A 15,438-nucleotide genomic window follows, 5' to 3' on the forward strand; every position below is an offset into this window, starting at 1 on the left:
TTGGAAACCTTACTTCTTCTTGCAAATAATTTGAATTACATTGATGACATTACTGAATTAATGAGTTTATGTGACAGTACAGGACGCTTACTGAATCGTCTGCGTCAAAGCCTTCAAAGGGGGATAGACAATTGACTTCTCCACACCCCACACCCCACACCCCACACCCCACACCCCACACCCCACCACTAAAATTAGGGTGCTAATTGTTGATGACCATGCCATAGTCAGAAAGGGTCTAGCAACCATTATTAACCGCGATCCATAAATGACCGTGATTGCTTAAGCTGAAGATGGGCAACAGACGATCGCCGCGTTTCGAGAATACCAACCTGATGTCACACTAATGGATTTACGAATGCCCAAAATGGAAGGTGTTGAAGCCAATTTCCTTTAAGCAGTTAGCCCAGAATCACCCGGAAGCTGAACTTGAAATTGTGGCAATGGAGAAACGGGGAGAGGATAAGTTTCTGCTTCGTGCAAAAACCGCAGCGACGGCTGACAAGTCCCAACTGAGTGCAGAATATTTTGACACTTACAATGAGATAAAAAGCTTGCCTGAGCGAGAAATTAAATTACTTTTAGCAGAAAAAGATAGTATAATTCGTAGTTTAGAAAATTTTGTTAATCAGGCGCTACAACGCCCTAGTTATTATTTAAATGTAGAACAGGTAGGTACTATGACTAACAACCCCGGCGGCTTTTCAGTTGGTGGTTCAGTAGGTGGCAACGTCAATAATGTGCAAGGGGACGGCAACCGCGCTGTTCAAGGGGACAATAATCAAGCTGTCCTTGGTGATGGGAATCAAGTAACACAACAGAACCAAGTGGGTGCAGATACCGGAGAATCACTCACTAAAGAAGATGTTGTCAAGTTACTGGCTCAACTGGAAGCTTTGATTAAAGGGGCAGAACTCCCAGCAGATACTAAAGAAGAAGTAATTGAAGATTTGAGTGCAGCTAAGAAAGCCACAGATAAAGAAGAACCAAATAAGCAACGAGCATTAGAGCGTTTGGGAACTGTGGCAGAAACACTTGAAAAAACAAGTAAGGGCGTGGAAGCTGGTCAGAAAGTCTGGACAATAGCTAAACCGATTATTGTAAAAGTTGCAACTTGGTTAGGTGTTGCTGCTGGTTCTCACCTATTGGGGTTATAAAACTGAATTATGAGTCAGCAGCCACCTGATAACTCTGAACCACAACAGCCTGATGCAAGCTCAAGGCAGCAGGCTGATAGTTCCATACCTCAAAATGTAGTTCAAGGTAATCAAAACCGAACCGTTCAAGGTAATGATAACCAAGCTGTTCTGGGTGACAACAACACAGTAGTTCAGGATAATAGAAAGTCGCTTGCTTGGAATATTTCTATTGGACAATCGGATACTACTAAATTATCTGAGTCCAGAAACCGTGTACGACAACTATTGTTAAAGCAAGTCAGTACTGAAGTAGAAAGTCGGATAAATAGTTCGCTGCATAATCGGGTTTATATTCTCCTAGATACAGAGCAAAACCCATCTAATATTGACTCTCCTTGGGAGATGGAGGTTAAAGTAGGTTCTAAACCTAAAATCAAATTAAATAATACAGAAATCATTCAAATTTTTGACCAATCAGATGTTGCAGGCAGATTATTAATTTTAGGACAGCCAGGAGCCGGAAAAACTACTATAGTCCTTAAATTAGCTGAGGAGTTAGTTAAACGCGCTTACTCTGACCCATTATGTGCTGTACCAGTATTATTCTCTTTACCCACTTGGAAAAGTGATAATCAAAGCATCAAGGATTGGTTAATTGAACAGCTAAAAAATAAATATGGGGTGCGGAAAGATATTGCTAAACAGTGGATAAATAATCAAGAAATTTTACCCATTTTAGATGGTTTGGACGAGTTAGCAGCCGAACGCCAGGAACTGTGTGTTCAAAAAATTAATGATTTTCTTCGTCCCGGCAATTGGATTAATCCTTTAGTAATTTGTAGCCGCACAGAAGAGTATCAACGTTATCAAACTTTACTACAACTAAATAACTCACTGGAATTATACCCTTTTACTTCTCAACAGGTTCGTCAATACTTGCAAAACACGGATAACGTATACCTGTGGGATAGTATTAGTCAGGATGAAGATTTAACCCAATTAGCCAGAACACCACTTCTGTTAAATATTATTGTTCTTTCTGCTCAAGAGATATCAGTACCAACGTGGCTGTCAATTAAGTCTTCTAAAGAACGACTTACTTATCTATTTGATGCTTATATTCGTCTGATGCTCAAACGTCCCTACAAAGATAAACAACCTCAGGATACAAATACAAAATTTTGGTTAAGTTGGTTAGCACAGGTGTTAATTGAGCAGGAATCAACGGAGTTTTTGATTGAAAGAATGCAGCCAAATTTAATAAAAAATAAGTTTGACGAAATTATTTATAATTTGATTGTCTGGGGAGTTATACAAGAGCTGATGGGAGGGCTGATTGGAGTGCTATTTTGTGATCTGATTTTGGGGTTGTTTCCTAGACAATTTCAATTTAATGATCTGAATTCTTGGTTGAATATTGGGCTTTTTGGGCTGATTTTTGGACTGATTTGGGGGCTGATTTGGGGGCTGATTTCTGGGCTGTCTGTGCTGATTAATGGGCTGATTGGTAAGCAGCTAGAGGATAAATGTCAGAGGAATTCTGTAATGAATTCTAATATACCTGTTGGCATAAAAATTTCTATGGTGATTTCTGGGCTGATTTCTGTTCTGATTTCTGTTCTGATTTCTGGGCTGATTGGAGTGCTGATTCTTAGGCTGTCTGGGCTGATTTTTAGGCTGTCCGTGCTGAGTGTCAGGGAGATTGGGCTGAGTTTCGGGGCGCTTGGGCTGATTAATTGGTTGATTTCTATATTGATTTCTAGGCTAATTTCTAGGCTGATTGGAGATAAAATTGAAGCAGTTGAAACTCTAAGATTTTCTTTCAAGAAAGCTTTCATAGCGGAGAATTATAACCAGAATTTCAGGCGCAATTTTAGGCTAATTTGTAATCGGATTACTGGGCTGAGTGTCGGGCTGAGTGTCGGGCTAATTTGGTTGAGTGGGGAGTGGAATTATAGGTTTGCTTATGATCTGATTGGGTCTTTGAGTATCTTGCTGATTTGGTGGCTGATTGAAAGGCTGTATGGAGGGTTGTATGGGCTAGAAATTGAAAATAAAACTATTCCTAACGAAGGGATTTGGCAATCAGCTAAAAATTTGGTTTTTTTATCAGCATTGAATTTTTTACCGATCACAATATCAATCTTTTTGATTGAAAAAATTATATTAAATAACAGGAGTGGGAATCAAGTCTTAAATAACAGTAGTTGGAATCAAGTCTTAATTTATAGCTTACTATCAGGATTATCTTTTGGATTATTGGTGGGGATATCTAAAAGTGGAATACCTGTTATCAAACATTTTATTTTACGTATAATTCTTTGGTCTAGCGGCTATATCCCCTGGAACTACGCCCGCTTCCTTGACTACTGCACCGAGCGATTATTCCTCCAACGTGTTGGTGGGGGCTACCGTTTCATTCATAAATTACTGCAAGAGCATTTCGCCGAAATGGAGTTCAGGCGAAATTCGGAAAATACAACCAAGTTAAGCAGGTAAGATCATAATCAAAACGTGTCAACAAGTATCAGCAGATAACTCCAAGCTGGGCGAACATTATTAAAAATCTAATAGATAAAACAGCTTTGAGGTGTGAAGACTGCGACGCTTTCCCAAATTTGGGAAAAATCGTCCTGCGCTACTCTCTATAACGCCGGATTTTTTTATTGGGGCTTACGCCTTTTCCCAGATCGCAACGAAGGGAATTGATGAACAATTCTTCGGTATGAAGACCAGCCCATTTTCCTGATCTAGCACCAAAAATAGCATATTGTGCATTAAATAATTAATTAATATCCAGTTTAAAGAATTAATGCCCATTCCCAATTTGGGAATGCTCAATCAGATTCCGACATTTATGAAAATTCATATAAATTTTGCGCGTATCTTGTCTTTACCCCAAGAAAGCCGTAAGCGATCGCAAGAATGAAGTCACAAATCCCACGCCCGGATAAGAAAACATTTTAAAATCTTCTGCCAACTGAGCCAACTGCCTTAAAGTGCGTAACCTTTCATCATCACCAAAATCTGACAAGAACCTTAATGTGGTTTCAAAATCGCCTTGTTTGCAGTTTGATCGCTGGATGTTTGCAGTTCGCTACAGGTAGGTCTTAGGTAATTCTACTAAATCTTTAACATACATTTATAATTATATCATTTTCTACACCGTATAATCAACTACAAAATTAACTGTAAACAGCAATAATTTCATACTGTTGTTCTACCAAATAAGGAGTGACCTTTGTGGCATCTGCGACAAGCCAATTATTAAAATCTTCCAGTAAATATCTGCCTGCAATTGCCACTCAACTAGTAATTGCAGTTTCCCTCGCTATTGTGCCACTACAAGCAAAAGCTGCAACATTTTTAGTAACTGATCGTGCAGCTTTGGGAGCTAACGATCAAGTTGATTGGTCGAGTGTAAGTCCTCCTTTTGCACCTTTACCTAACGACTTTCGAGCAACATCCCAAGGAGGTTTAGGATTGAGTGTCAATATACCTCCAGTTAATCCGGAGAACCCTTTGATTTCTGCACCATTTGTTTTCCAAACATCTTCTACTGGTATTCGGACTAATTTTGCTAATGGTGACTATATTCTTTTTGGAGGTATAGACGTAAGAGGTTTTGGGCCTAATCCTCCTTTTCCCACTGACGGGAACGGTGGGCCTTTTACCATTACCTTTGACCGGCCTGTTTTTGGCGCTGGTACTCAAATTGCTACAGATGATGTTTTTGGATTCGATACATTTGTCTCAGCTTTTGATAGTAATAATAACTTGTTGGGTACTTTCTCGACTCCAGGAACTTCATCACTGGCATTAGATAATTCAGCAGCGTTTATTGGGGTTCGTAGTGATACTGCAAATATTTCAAGTCTGGTTTTTAGTACTTCTGACCCACAACGTGGTTTAGCCATCAATAGGTTAAGCGTTATTGCTGTTCCCGAAGCAAATTCAACTTTGGGTATCTTAGTTTTTGGTGCTTCTGGTGCTGTTTTGAAACTACGCCGACGTAAATGAAAAAGAGGAGTAAGGGGTAAGGAGTAAAGGTAAAGGGATTGAATGCCTTTTCCCTTGGATCTAACCCCAGCGATCGCTTTTCCCGTTTCGGGAAAAATGGTACCTGGCTATTCTCCATTATTAGGTTTTTTTTATTGGGGCGATCGCTTTTCAAAAGAGCAGAACTAATGATATCAATCATGATATCAATGCCCCCTACCAAGATATCTATGAATGCGGGGCTTTTGTTTGGCTAAATTTAGCGCAACAAGAACACTTCACTACCTGTAGTGCTAAAAATTAGCCAAAGTCGCCACTATAAGGAGTAACCCCCAAGCGAATGGCACTAAGTTAAAAGGATTGCAGAGGGGCAGGGGTGCAGAGGGGAATTTCTATCTCTTCTGTTCGTATCGGCCGTTACCGATTCCCAGTCTGGGAATTTATCGCTGCATCCATCAAGAGCGCGAAAGTTGCGATCGCCACAAAACTTGTATCCCAATGAGGCTATTCTTCCTGTGTTCTAAGTAACCTCCAAGACGTGGAATTGCTCTAATTGCCCAGTCAACGGTAAGCTGTATCTGCTTTTTTTGTTTGGGTGGAGTACTAGCAAGTAGTACATCCATTTGTATTTTTGTTAACACTAATTCTGCCGAACTATCCGGTGAATTCCCATGTAAATAAGTCATTTGTAGTAATTGTGCGGCAACCACTGTTAAAAAACCTAACTGTAATTCGTTAGCTGAACGCTACCAATTACAAAATCACGTAGCAGAAATGGCAGCGTTACACGAGTTAAAAGGATGACAATTGCCCACAACAGGCAGTTAAGCGATCGCGCTTGGCTTAACCAAAGTGTTATTCTCCCGAACTTAACTCAGGTTGGTTCAAAATCGCATCTAGCAATGCAGTCGGTAAGCTGCTAGTTACCATGTATTTCCACTGAATGCTTAATTAGAGAAAAACTTTTGTAAGGATTCAGGTTTTATAATTAAAGATAAAGGGCTTAGAGCATTAAACATAAATGAGGTTAAAGGCTGTGAAAAAAATAGTTTTTGCTGCAATATTTAGCTTAATCGCTGGCTCAACATCTTTACTTTTTCCCCAAGCCGCTAAAGCTGATAGGGTTGTTTACTGTCATCCTGTTATTGATAATAGAGTACTCAATGAATCGGCGGCTGACCACCCCTATGCTTATGCAAATGGTTTTCGAGAAGGAGAACAAAGCGCTCGGAATAGAGTTGCTTATAAACCTCGGACTGCCGGAGGTGAATTCGCTCGTGGTTTTCACGATGGTTATTTGAATCTACCTTATGCTGGGCAAGAGAATGTTGTACCTAGAACAATTGTGCAACACACTACTACTGTTTGTAATGATGATGGTTATGACACCGTAGCGCCTTCTCCAGTTTACATCTACAACCCTTATCCCATTTATGTGTCGCCCTATCCTACTTATGGCATCAACTTCGGATTTGGAAGAGGGTTCCACTTTGGATTTGGCGGAGGGTTCCACGGATGGGGCCACCATCGAAGATGGTAGGGTTAGGGAATTTTGTCAAAGAAAGTTTCTAGGCTGGAGGATATTTTGTATTCACCTTCAAAAGTGACGAGAGAAAATTCGAGAGTATATCTCAAATCAGAAAAAAAAGATATTCAGATAGACCAGATGAAAGTATTTTTTGCTTTTCTGGTGGATAACCATATTTTAGGTCTTGTTTTTTGCGTTTGGTATTTTGTCGTGGAACTAAGTGATGGACAGTTAAAGATTCCATCTCCCTTTGGCAAAGTTGGTATTATTTGTGTTGATTATTTGACAATGCAAGCTTCTGCTGTATTTGATAACTTAATGAAAATTTGTCTAAATTAGACACAAATAGAAGTTGATTGAACGAAAATTCCTAACTTTAAATTCGGTTGTTTTTGTTTGTACCTGGTATAATAAACCTTAAACACATCAAGCGATGGACTATCATACCTATGATAAGGTGTATTGAGATAGTTCAGCAGTGAATGAAAAGTGATGCAATCGGGCAGGTAAAAGTCAAGCTGTCAGAGCCTAATTTCTTTTCAGAACTGTCCGATTAAGTGCATTCATTGCTCAGTTTAATCAATTTTCATGAAGCCCATCGATTCTTCTATACCTTTATACTTTGATTTAGAAACAGCAATTAATGTAATCGATTGGCTAGTTCTTGTGAAAACAGGTAAGCATTTAAGCACCTTGCAGCTAGCAATCATCCAGGGAGTCTGGATTGGAAGAACCTATGAAGATATCTCTGCGGCTACTTGCTGGTCTGAGCCTCATGTCAAAGCGATTGGGGCTGCCTTATGGGAACTGATGTCTGAGACACTTAATGAACGGGTGAGCAAGAAAAACTTTCGCTCTGTTATTGAGCGTCGCTACAAAGATTTGTCTTGTCTGAAATCAGTTCAATTCTCTGCTTTGTTTGATGGTGTAACATCTGAATCACTGCCGTTAGAATTTCCCGATGGGCCTGTCAAACTTACCTCAGTTTTATATTGCGATCGCCCGCCGATTGAATCTTGCTGTTATGAAGCGATCGCTCAACCCGGATCGTTGCTGCGTATCCGGGCACCCAAGCAGATGGGTAAAACTTCTTTGCTCTACCGCATCTTGAACCGCGCACAACAACAAGAATATTCGACTATTTTGCTGAATCTGCAACTAGTAGATAGTGCCATTCTGCAAGACCTCGATCGCTTTCTGCAATGGTTTTGTGCCAGAGTTACCCATACGCTGAAACTTCCTTTGCAGTTAGCCGAATATTGGGACGACATATTTGGCAGCAAAACCAGTTGTAAAGACTACTTTGAAAATTACCTGCTACCGCAATGTCAGCAACCACTGGTGCTAGCATTGGATGAAGTCGATACCCTATTTGCCTATCCAGCAACCGCCGATGGCTTTTTTACCCTGCTGCGAGCCTGGTATGAAGATGCCAAGAACAGCGAACTGTGGCAAACCCTGCGGCTGATTCTGGTGCATTCTACGGAATCCTATGTTCCCCTTCATATCAACCAATCACCGTTTAATGTCGGCATTCCTATCGAACTGCCAGAGTTTAATAGCACTCAGGTGAAAACTCTAGCTGATTGGCATCAGCTCAACTGGACAAACGCCGAGGTCAAACAACTGATGTTTCAGGTAGGAGGACACCCTTATCTAGTGCGGTTGGCACTTTATCATATCGTTCGCACGCGCATAAGCTTAGACGAACTGTTGGACTCAGCCCTCACTACCAGCAGTCCATTTTACCATCATTTGCAACGCCAGTTATCTACCTTGGAACAGCAACCCTCCTTAGTCACTGCCCTCAAAGCCATAATGAAAGCACAGGAGCGAGTTCGCCTCAACTCATTAGAACTGTTTCATTTAAATCGTATGGGGTTGATTGAGGTACACTCAGGGCAGGTGAAAATCCGGTGTGAGTTGTATCGTCGGTGTTTAGTTAATTGCGGTGATGGTATCTAGTAGTTCGCCAAGCGAACGCAAGCGGGGTAAAGGGGCAGGGGGAAGGTGGGGCCCCCTTTGGGGATAAGGGGCAGGGGGAAAGGGTTTAAATCCCTTACCCTTTACCCTTTCCCCTTTTCCCTTTCCCCTTTCCCCTTCCCTCACAAGCGCATTTTTGGGTTGGCAAACTACCAGTCGAGGAGGCGAGTAACTTAGTGTCCAGTCCATCTGTTTATCAATATCAAGCAGGTGGTAGCCTTCCTGTGACTGCGCCCAGCTATGTAAAACGACAAGCGGATGATGAGTTATATCAGGCATTGCTAAAGGGAGAGTTTTGCTATGTCCTGAATGCGAGACAGATGGGGAAATCTAGCCTGCGTGTCCGGATTATGGATCGTCTGCAAGCTGAAGGGATGCGAACGGGTACAATCGACATGACTACCATTGGTAGCCAACAAATGACATCCGAACAGTGGTATGCCTCAGTCTTACAAAGTATTGTCAGCAGTTTTCGACTGAAGGTAAATTTGCGAACCTGGTGGCGAGAGCGATCGCATCTCTCCCCTGTAAAACGCTTTGATGATTTTTTCTCAGCAGTTTTACTGACTGAGATTCAGCAACCTGTAGTCATTTTTATCGATGAAATTGATAGCGTCCTGGGGTTAGACTTTCCCATTGATGACTTTTTTGCCTTGATTCGCGCCTGTTATAACAAGCGGGTGGAAGAACCGATTTACCAACGGCTCGCTTTTACGCTATTGGGTGTAGCCACGCCCAGCGATTTAATTGCAGACAAAAGCCGGACACCATTTAATATCGGTCAGGCAATTGATTTACAAGGATTTCGCTTGTCTGAAGCCTTACCCTTGCTTCCCGGTTTGCAAGAAACAGTCAACCAACCGGAAATTATGCTGCGTCACATCATAGAGTGGACAAATGGACAACCCTTTTTAACTCAAAAGCTTTGCCAATTGGTGCTGAATGCTTGGCAGGATGGTACGATCGCTATTCCTAGTGGAGAGGAAGCCAGTTGGCTAGAAAACCTAGTGCGATCGCGCTTAATCGACTACTGGGAACTCCAAGATGAGCCAGAACATTTGCGAACTATCGCTCATCGCCTACTCTATGACGAACAGCGTGCAGGACGATTATTAGGGTTGTATCAACAGATTTTAGATGTACGCAGTTTCCCTGTTCCTATCGATAATAGCCCCGAACAAACGGAGTTACTACTATCCGGCTTAGTCGTCAAAGAGCAAGGCTACTTGCGAGTTCGCAACCAGATATATGCAGAGGTATTTAACGCAGTCTGGGTTGAACAGCAATTAACAAATCTGCGTCCTTATGCAGTTAATTTAAAAGCATGGCTGAGTTCCGAACGATTAGATGAATCGCGCCTGCTGCAAGGACAAGCTTTAAGAGATGCCGAGGTTTGGGCTGAGGGCAAACAAATTGGCGATCGCGATTATCAGTTTTTAGCTGCTTCCCATGCCTTAGAAAAACGGGAACAACAGCAAGCCCTAGAAGCCGCCCGTACCAGGGAAGTCGAAGCTCGTTTAGTGCAAGAGAAAAAAACGGCTCGACTGCAACGATACTTCTTAGGGATAATCAGTTTGGCACTCATCGCGGTATTAGGCTTAGGGTTAACGGCTTTCTGGCAATATCGCACTGCAAAAGTAAGTGAAATTCAAGCCCTCTCCCGGAGTTCTGAAGCCTTATTTGCCTCCGATCGACGCTTAGATGCTTTAATAGAAGCACTACGAGCAAAACAGCAATTGCGGCGGTTAAGCCACGTTAATGCTACCACGATCGCCCAAGTAGAAGAAGTTCTGCGGCAAGCAGTATATGGGGCAGTGGAATTTAACCGCTTGGTTGGGCATCAGGAGTACGTGTACAGTGTGGTTTTTAGTCCAGATGGGCAACAAATTGCCACAGGTAGCCGCGACAAAACCATCAAACTTTGGGCGAGGGATGGCAGATTATTGAAGACTTTAAATACCAGTGATTGGGTTTTTGATGTGGTTTTCAGTCCTAACGGTCAATTTTTGGCTGCATCAACTCAAGCAGGAGAAGTGAAACTCTGGAGACGGGACGGACGGCTGCTTTGGACTTGGAAACAGCAACCCGATTCACACAAGCAGATTCTCTTATTCAAGCTCATCTTTAGCCCCGATGGTCAGTCAATTGCGGTGACAAGTGACGATCGCACCATCAAAATCTTGAATCTAAACGGTCGCTTGGTTCGCAGCCTCAAAGGGCATCAGGATGCGATCTGGAGTCTGGATTGGAGTCAGGATGGACAGACAATTGCTTCTGCTAGCGAAGATCGCACCGTCAAGCTTTGGAGTAGCGATGGCAGCTTAATCAAAACGTTAGTAGGGCATCAGGGAGCAGTCTATGTGGTGAAATGGAGCCAGGATGGTCAACTGCTAGCATCTGGAGATATGCAAGGAGTGATGAAACTCTGGCATCGAGACGGTCGCCTAATGCAGACTTTGGCGGCACATAGTACTGACATTTTTGGCATTAGCTTTAGTCCAGATGGACAACTGCTCGTTTCTGCAAGTGCCGATCAAACAGTAAAGGTGTGGCGGCAGGATGGTACATTATTATTAACACTGAAACAGGGAGATGCTGCTTGGAGAGTGGCGTTTACCCCAGATGGGAAGCAGTTTGCCTCTTCTGGCTCTAATAATTTAGTTAAGCTTTGGCAATTGCAAAACCCAGCGCTAACCCGTCTTTTGGGACATCAGGCCCAGGTTTTGCAGGTGGCGTTCAGCCCCGATAGCGATCGCATTGCCTCAGCCAGTTGGGATCGAACAGTGAAACTCTGGACGCGGGATGGTCGCCTACTCACTACCTTTCGAGGACATAACGCGATCGCCAATGGAGTTGCTTTTCATCCCGATGGTCAGCGTCTGGCATCCAGCGATGGCAATGGCATTATTCACCTCTGGCAAGCCAATGGTCAACAGTTAAAGACATTTTCCCTCCTTCAGCCAACTGGAACCATCGAGCCAAACCAAAACGAGCAGCCATCAGCTGAAGCTAGTACCGTTGACTTTAGTCCAGATGGTCAACTATTGGCAGCCAGCAACACAACACAAAATATAGCTCGGATTTGGAAGTTAGACGGTAGCCTAGTTAGTACCCTAACCGGACATCAAAATAGTATCAGCCACATCCGCTTTAGTCCAGATGGACGGCAGATTGCCACCAGCAGTTATGATGGCACTATTAAACTCTGGCATTTGGATGGCAGTTTGATTCGCACTTTTACAGGGCATAAAGCGGAAGTACAGGATCTCGCCTTTAGCCCAGATGGTAAACTCATTGTCTCAGGAAGCCACGATCGCACCGTTAAACTCTGGACAGTGGAGGGGAAACTACTTCGCACCTTTAGCGGACATAGCAGCAAAGTCTACGCGATTGCTTTCAGTCCCGATGGTAAAACCATAGCATCCGGGAGCCGCGATCGTACTATTAAGCTTTGGAAACCAGACGGCACATTGTTAGCAACCTTCAAAGCTCATCAAGATGTTGTGTTTGGGTTAGCCTTTAGCCAAGATGGGCGGTGGCTAACATCTGGCAGTTGGGATAAGAGTGCGATTATCTGGAATTTGCAACAAGCAATTGATATCAATCGAGTAGAACAGATTGGTTGCGATTGGGTGCGAGATTATTTACGAACCAATCCAGAGGCAAAACAAGATGCGGCTTTGTGCAAAAAGTAAAAAAAGAACAGGTAGGAATGGCACTAAGATAAAGCAGCTATGCTGAAGGAAAGAAGGTTTGAGCCTATTGAACTGACAAGTAATGAGTTATTACCAGGAGGACAAAATGAACGCATCCATAATCGACGAAGTAACTGAGCAGTTAAAAGCTATGCCGCAGCACTTACAACTGCGGGTACTAGAGTTTGCCCGATCGCTGGTAAAATCTGAAGTTCGAGGTACTCCAGGGCAAAAATTACTGCGGTTTACAGGTTCAATACCACCTGAAGATATCCAGTTAATGCGTGCAGCAATTGAGCAAGACTGCGAACAGGTAGACATCAATGAATGTGGTAGATACTTGCTAGATACCAACATTATCATTGCTCTCTTTGCAGATGAAGCAGTTATCAAAAACAACCTTGGTCAAGCCAACGAAGTTTTTATTCCAAGTATTGCAATTGGCGAGTTGTGTTACGGCGCAGAAAATCAGGGCGAGTCCAAGCGAATTTGGCAAGAGTAGATGAGTTGCTTACCAACAGGCTTTTAGTCGTTATCTTTTAAAAGATACGAAAGTTTATGCAGCTAGCTCTGGTTTTCAACTTTTGTTTGTAGCTAAATAGCCGATCCGTTAAGAATTTCCTAATGGATAAAATGCCATAGGTGAAATCAAGAAACGTTTAGACAAGTTTTGAATTTGTCCAATTGTCAATTCTTGCTGACCACTGAGAATTGAATTCAACTTTTCTTCAGTACCGAAAATATCTATAATTTGTTGAGATTGGACGTAACGCTCCTTCAAAATTACTCGTAATAAATCAACTCCATAAATGTCAGGGATTAGATTGCGTGTATTGTTGCGTTGAGAAAAAAGTTTCAATCCCTCTTTTACAAGAAAAAGCAAAACCTTAAACCCTAGTAGTTTGGCAGCTTCAATTAAAAAGTCGTCCAACATTATGTTAGTCTCCTGTATGGCGAATAGAAAATTACCAGGAGAACTATAATTTATTCTCCTGGTTTTAATTGCTTTATCTTGGAAAGAATGCAGAAGGCGATACTTTGAAATAATCAGCCAATTTCCGAATATGTTCCACTGTCAGATTTCTTTGACCACTCAAGACCTCTGAAACAATTGATTCCGTCTTAAAAATACTAACTAGCTCTTTCTGACGCAATCCTTTTTGCTTCATGAGTACCTTCAGTAAATCTATCCCGTGAATATCCGTAATTGATTCTTCTTTCCTGTCATATTCGTCCAATAGGACGCTTAAAGTATCAATGTAGCTTAGTTGCTCTTGATTTAAACAACCTCCTGTACGATCTAAAATGGAATTAATTCTGTTTTGAGCAGCTACGGCCGAGGCTTTTGATCTTATCGGAATAAGAGGGTATTCTTTGACTAAATCAAGATAGTTTTCTGAAATAGTCTCATGTGTTTTGTCCATCATAATCCGCATTCTCAATAATGTTGCGGATAAATACACGCTGGAGCTTGAATATAATACAGGTTTGAATGGTATAACGACCGCATCCAATTGTAAAAAGAGCTTTGCTTTCACTACCCTCAAGAGGATAGAAAAATTTTTGACGCATTTGTTGAAATGTAAACCATTCTCCTGTTTTTACAAGTTTGCACCAGGCAGCTATATGTTGTTTGGATTCGGGGTGTTTGTTCTGAAAGTCTTCGAGTTTGTTAATTCCAGTAAGTTCCATTTCATTACTCCATGTACAGGACTTTATAAGAAATCCTTCCAAGGAGCATTTAAGACACTCATTACATCGCAAACAAGAGCATCGCGAGTCTTAGCAGACCATTCGCAATGCCCCATACATAAAGATTCAAGTAAATCTTTATGTGATACGACATTACGAACGGCTTTAATGCTAGCCTCTTTATCGATTTCTCTGTGTAGCTATATGTGAGTACTTAATGTTTGTCATACACACTTGTAACCCTTTCTATACAGAAGGAGGTGGCGCACGATTTTCCATCAAATATCCTCATGAAATCGGTTTGTTTAACGATTTAGCATTTAGAGTTAGTACATTTACTCCTTAATTGATCTTGTTCACATAATATCTTCGCCGATTGCGAACTTTTTTGTCAAGTACCTAATTAAAAAAGAGATCAACTCCTGCCAGATACTTCAGATCAATGCTTCATACCATGTACTTTTTGTAACCGTGTAGCGAAAATCTTATTTCCTCAAGACCTCTATATTGTCTGAATCTCTATGGAACTCTGTATCTCTGCGTGGAACTTCATGACAGACTCTCTAGCATTACGCCCATCTCTTCCGAAGCGGGAATTATGCCATTTGTTGGTTCGTGGAAATTTCCCAATACCACAAAAGTGGTATATTTAGCGAATAAGTAATGATTTGTAATATTTTTTACTGGGTTGCTGCTGCCTTTAGCGGCGATTCAGATGCTTGTGTCAAGAATCTAATGCTATCAGACAACTCTGGGAATTCGATCCTCAATTCTTAAGTTAAACAGATAGCCATCGCCGATGCACTTTTGTCAATGAGATCCCACTTTAAAATAGGCAGATTAATACTAAATCATACTTTTTAGTTGCCAGCCATCGAAAAAGTAGGCAACAAAATGAAAAATATCATACTTACAAATTAAGCATCAATACTTTTTGCTATAGATTAGTCTGACGTTTTTCTATATATTTAGTAGAACTTACGTAATTCTCCTGATAGATCCATGCCAAACATATACTAACCATCTAACTGCTGGTTTTCAGTCGTTGCCTTTGTTAACAATGCCCTGCTGCCCCTGCCAAAAAAGCTGTGTGTTTGCTCAACTCAACAGGCTATGAACTTAACTAGATTAGCCTGGGATTTGGAGACTAAAGCAATGTTTTAGTACTAGCAAATAATTCCGTGAAAATTATTAAACATACAAGATTACTTAGTCATCTTTCTTAAGAATTATTTCTTAAGAAATGAGGGTTCTTATCGATAAACCCTAGTACCAGTCAATAAAAGCTTTCGCGCTCATTAATATAGTGAAGCCTAATACATCAGTGTCAATGCCAAGAAACACAGCAATAGATACTCGTGCATCGTCTTGGCTAATTTTAGCTTGCTGAGGAAAAATCATT

13 protein-coding genes and 1 pseudogene are annotated in these 15,438 nt (G+C 41.6%); 9 read left to right on the forward strand and 5 right to left on the reverse strand.

Going from position 1 to position 15,438, the window contains the following annotated elements:
* Nucleotides 1-193: 193 nt before the first annotated feature.
* The 4 genes and pseudogenes from RMX98_RS22585 to RMX98_RS22600 all read left to right on the forward strand — a co-directional run.
* A pseudogene (locus tag RMX98_RS22585) lies at nt 194-385 on the forward strand (response regulator transcription factor); the annotation flags it as partial.
* Nucleotides 375-1,157: a hypothetical protein gene (locus RMX98_RS22590; RefSeq protein WP_322680497.1), complete on the forward strand. Its 783-nt coding sequence runs from the start codon at nt 375-377 to the stop codon at nt 1,155-1,157. The pseudogene RMX98_RS22585 and the gene RMX98_RS22590, both read left to right, overlap by 11 nt.
* 9 nt (nt 1,158-1,166) lie before the next feature.
* Nucleotides 1,167-3,638: an NACHT domain-containing protein gene (locus RMX98_RS22595; protein ID WP_322680498.1), complete on the forward strand. Its 2,472-nt coding sequence runs from the start codon at nt 1,167-1,169 to the stop codon at nt 3,636-3,638.
* A gap of 744 nt (nt 3,639-4,382) precedes the next feature.
* Nucleotides 4,383-5,159 carry a hypothetical protein gene (locus tag RMX98_RS22600; protein ID WP_322680499.1) on the forward strand — a complete coding sequence of 259 codons (777 nt, stop codon included), beginning with the start codon at nt 4,383-4,385 and terminating at the stop codon, nt 5,157-5,159.
* 434 nt (nt 5,160-5,593) lie between these two features.
* On the opposite strand, the gene RMX98_RS22605 is transcribed toward RMX98_RS22600, so the two are convergent.
* Nucleotides 5,594-5,848 carry a hypothetical protein gene (locus RMX98_RS22605; protein WP_322680500.1) on the reverse strand — a complete coding sequence of 85 codons (255 nt, stop codon included), beginning with the start codon at nt 5,846-5,848 and terminating at the stop codon, nt 5,594-5,596.
* Nucleotides 5,849-6,174: 326 nt separating this feature from the next.
* Between RMX98_RS22605 and RMX98_RS22610 the strand changes: the two genes are divergently transcribed.
* The 5 genes from RMX98_RS22610 (at nt 6,175) to RMX98_RS22630 (ending at nt 12,846) form a co-directional block, all read left to right on the forward strand.
* The gene (locus tag RMX98_RS22610) at nt 6,175-6,678 is read left to right on the forward strand and encodes a hypothetical protein (protein ID WP_322680501.1); all 504 of its coding nucleotides are present in this window, start codon (nt 6,175-6,177) and stop codon (nt 6,676-6,678) included.
* 12 nt (nt 6,679-6,690) lie between these two features.
* Nucleotides 6,691-7,005: a hypothetical protein gene (locus tag RMX98_RS22615; protein ID WP_322680502.1), complete on the forward strand. Its 315-nt coding sequence runs from the start codon at nt 6,691-6,693 to the stop codon at nt 7,003-7,005.
* Between the two features lie 249 nt (nt 7,006-7,254).
* Complete coding sequence (locus RMX98_RS22620; protein WP_322680503.1) at nt 7,255-8,631, forward strand: AAA-like domain-containing protein; 1,377 nt, start codon at nt 7,255-7,257, stop codon at nt 8,629-8,631.
* 194 nt (nt 8,632-8,825) lie between these two features.
* A complete protein-coding gene (locus RMX98_RS22625) occupies nt 8,826-12,344 on the forward strand; it encodes an AAA-like domain-containing protein (protein ID WP_322680504.1) in 3,519 nt (1,172 codons plus the stop codon).
* Nucleotides 12,345-12,450: 106 nt separating this feature from the next.
* Nucleotides 12,451-12,846, forward strand: a complete 396-nt coding sequence (locus RMX98_RS22630; protein WP_322680505.1) for a PIN domain-containing protein — start codon at nt 12,451-12,453, stop codon at nt 12,844-12,846.
* Nucleotides 12,847-12,954: 108 nt separating this feature from the next.
* On the opposite strand, the gene RMX98_RS22635 is transcribed toward RMX98_RS22630, so the two are convergent.
* From RMX98_RS22635 to RMX98_RS22650, 4 genes are all read right to left on the reverse strand, one after another.
* Nucleotides 12,955-13,278 carry a hypothetical protein gene (locus RMX98_RS22635; RefSeq protein ID WP_322680506.1) on the reverse strand — a complete coding sequence of 108 codons (324 nt, stop codon included), beginning with the start codon at nt 13,276-13,278 and terminating at the stop codon, nt 12,955-12,957.
* A gap of 73 nt (nt 13,279-13,351) precedes the next feature.
* Entirely contained in the window at nt 13,352-13,771 is a 420-nt protein-coding gene (locus RMX98_RS22640) for a type II toxin-antitoxin system HigA family antitoxin (RefSeq protein WP_322680507.1), read from the reverse strand.
* Nucleotides 13,752-14,036, reverse strand: coding sequence for a type II toxin-antitoxin system HigB family toxin (locus RMX98_RS22645; RefSeq protein ID WP_322680508.1), 285 nt, complete (start codon nt 14,034-14,036; stop codon nt 13,752-13,754). The genes RMX98_RS22640 and RMX98_RS22645 overlap by 20 nt, the downstream gene beginning before the upstream one ends.
* A gap of 1,266 nt (nt 14,037-15,302) precedes the next feature.
* The gene (locus RMX98_RS22650) at nt 15,303-15,437 is read right to left on the reverse strand and encodes a hypothetical protein (protein WP_322680509.1); all 135 of its coding nucleotides are present in this window, start codon (nt 15,435-15,437) and stop codon (nt 15,303-15,305) included.
* Between the last annotated feature and the right edge of the window lies 1 nt (nt 15,438).

Origin of the sequence: Nostoc sp. DedQUE02 (genome assembly GCF_034531035.1) — a bacterium.
GTDB lineage: Bacteria > Cyanobacteriota > Cyanobacteriia > Cyanobacteriales > Nostocaceae > Nostoc.